The following is a 2,244-nucleotide window of genomic DNA, read 5'->3' as shown; positions in this document are numbered from 1 at the left end:
TGTGTTCCTCGCGGGTTTTTTTTGTATGGTGTGGTGGCCGCCCGCCGCGGCGCCCCCCCCCCGCCCCCCCCCGGGCGCGGGGGGGGGGGGCCCCCCCCGGTTCCAGGACTGCCGGGTCTTCGAGCTGATCAGCGCCAGACCGCGACCACCGAGGGCCGGGGCTGGGTGGTGCCTCCGTCGGGCCAGTGGCTTGCGGGGTTGTCGGCGTCGGCACCGTCCAGCTCGCCGGGGTGCTGGGCGGAGACGAGGACGAGATCGTCCTCGATGACCGGACCGCAGGCTTCGGCACCGCGCGGGACGCTGAGGAACGCCTTGACGTGGCCGCGTTCCGGGCCTTCCAGCGGGACGGCGTAGAGGCCGTCGTTGAAGCCGAGCGCGCCGCTGGAGTCGGTGGTGATCCACAGGTTGCCCTGGCTGTCGAAGGCGACGTTGTCCGGGCAGGTGATCGGGCTTACCTGCGACTTGTCGTATCCGGCGAAGTAGGTCGACGGGTCGGCCGGGTCGCCGCAGACCAGCAGCAGTCGCCAGGTGAAGCGGTTGCCTGCGGGGTCGTCGTCGAGTTCCACGACCTGCCCGTGCTTGTTGGTGTTGCGCGGGTTCGGTTCGTCGGCGGGCGCCTTGCCCTCGGTGCCGCGGTCGGAGTTGTTGGTCAGCGCCGCGTAGACGCGACCCGTCGTGGGGTGCGGCTGGACGTCCTCGGGCCGGTCCATCTTGGTGGCGCCGGCCTTGTCGGCGGCCTGGCGCGTGAAGACGTAGACCTCCTCGGCGCTCATGCCGTTGACGAAGCTGGTGTCGTTGTGCGCCAGCGGAATCCACTCGCCGACGCCGTCGAACTCGCCGTCGGAGGGCAGTTTCCCGGTCCCGTCGATCTCGGCGGGGTTGTCGCCGGTGAACTTCGCGACGTAGAGGGTGCCCGTGTCCAGCAGTGACGTGTTGTGCCTGCGGGCGTGGCCGCTGCCGCCCGGTTTCATCTTCCCGTCGGAGACGAACCGGTACATGTACTCGAACTTCTCGTCATCGCCCATGTAGGCCGCGACGCGGCCGTCGTCGAGGACGCGGATGTTGGCGCCTTCGTGCTTGAGGCGGCCGAGCGCGGTGTGCTTGACCGGGGTGGAGGTCGGGTCGTGCGGGTCGACCTCGATGATCCAGCCGAACCGGTTGGGTTCGTTGGGCTGCTGGCCGAGGTCCCAGCGCGAGTCGAAGCGCTCCCACTTGCGGTCGGTCGCACCGCCGGAGATCCCGTAGCGCGCAAGGCGTTCCGCGGTCACCGGATCGGTGATGCCCTCGGCGTTGGCGAAGTACTGGTGGAAGTTCTCCTCGCCGGACAGGATCGTGCCCCACGGCGTGACGCCGCCGGAGCAGTTGTTCATGGTGCCCAGCGAGCGCGTACCCGTCGGATCGGCAGGGGTTTTCAGCCACTCGCTGCCCGCAGCGGGCCCGCGCAGTTCGAACGGGGTGGTGAGGGTGATGCGCCGGTTCAGCGGGTCGATCACCGGCTTCTTGTCCTCCAGCACCACGACCGAAAGCCCGTGCGCTGCCCAGGAGATCCTGGCCTGCTGCTCGGTCGGGTTCTCCGAGTCGTAGCCGCGGAAGACGAACTCCTCGGTGACGTACTCGTGGTTGTTGACCATCAGCCTGCGCCCGTCGGGCAGCGGCAGCAGCGCGCAGAAGTCGTTGTTGTAGCCGAACTGGCCTTCTTGCGCCTCGGGCGACTGGGCGTCGAAGTCGAACTCCGGTGCGCCGGGCAGGATCGGGTCTCCCCAGCGGACGACGATCTGCTGCTGGAAGCCCTCGGGGATCACCACCGCGTCCTCGGTGTTGGGCCGGATCGGCACGAAGTCCAGACCCGTTGCGGCGGCCGCTTCGCGGGAGGCGAGCGCGGGAACCGCGAGCGCGGCCGTGGCCACCGCTCCGGCCTTGAGCAGGCCGCGACGGCTGAGCACCTGTTCCAGGACCTGCCCGAAGTAGGCGTTGTCCGAGGTGTTCGGCGGATGTTGGGAGCACTGGTCGCCGCATCGGTAGCGGCAGGTGACGCGGGCACGCCCGCCGGTGAGCAGCGGCAGGAGTCGACGTTCGGGAGCCACCAGGACCTCCAAAGCTGTTCGAGAACGGCTTGGAGCGTAAGCGAACGTCAACGTTGTGCAAGCGATTGGCGAACATTGGGCGACAACACCGGCTTCGTCACCGAGCTCGCGCAGATCGACTGCTCCCGGAAGCAGATCATGGTGCGCCTGCGGTGGGCCG

1 protein-coding gene is annotated in these 2,244 nt (G+C 69.0%); it reads right to left on the bottom strand.

The window, feature by feature from the left end:
• Positions 1–128: 128 nt before the first annotated feature.
• Positions 129–2,084, bottom strand: coding sequence for a PhoX family phosphatase (locus AB0J91_RS32965; RefSeq protein ID WP_363876942.1), 1,956 nt, complete (start codon positions 2,082–2,084; stop codon positions 129–131).
• Between the last annotated feature and the right edge of the window lie 160 nt (positions 2,085–2,244).

Source organism: Saccharopolyspora sp. NPDC049357, assembly GCF_040677225.1.
GTDB lineage: Bacteria > Actinomycetota > Actinomycetes > Mycobacteriales > Pseudonocardiaceae > Saccharopolyspora.
Note: the sequence above shows the minus strand (reverse complement) of the source record. Positions and strands in the feature narration are given on the sequence as shown.